Annotated in this window: 1 pseudogene; it reads right to left on the bottom strand. The window is 46.4% G+C overall.

What is annotated here, in order from left to right:
- Positions 1-295: pseudogene (locus AB4585_RS26325) on the bottom strand (isocitrate lyase); the annotation flags it as partial.

Here is a 295-nt window from a genome sequence, read left to right as displayed (position 1 = left end):
GTCTCCAGAAAAGTACTCTTTGTGGTCATCACCGATATTTGAACCAGACATATCTTGGTGTCTAACCGAAGCGAGTCCCTGACGGATCTCCTTACGCTGAACACCCTTAACATAAGCCAGCATACCCAGTTCACCGAAGTAATCTTTAGCAAGGTTATCAGTAGATAGCGCCGCTGTATGGTATGTCGGTAGCGTAATTAAGTGGTGGAAAATACCTGCGTCACGAGCGGCATCTTGCTGGAAGTTTTGGATCTTGATATCCGCTTCTCGTGCCAACTCAGACTCATCGTAAACA

Source organism: Vibrio sp. 10N.222.49.C9, assembly GCF_041474985.1.
Lineage (GTDB): Bacteria > Pseudomonadota > Gammaproteobacteria > Enterobacterales > Vibrionaceae > Vibrio > Vibrio crassostreae_C.
This window is presented reverse-complemented; position numbering and strand designations above follow the sequence as displayed.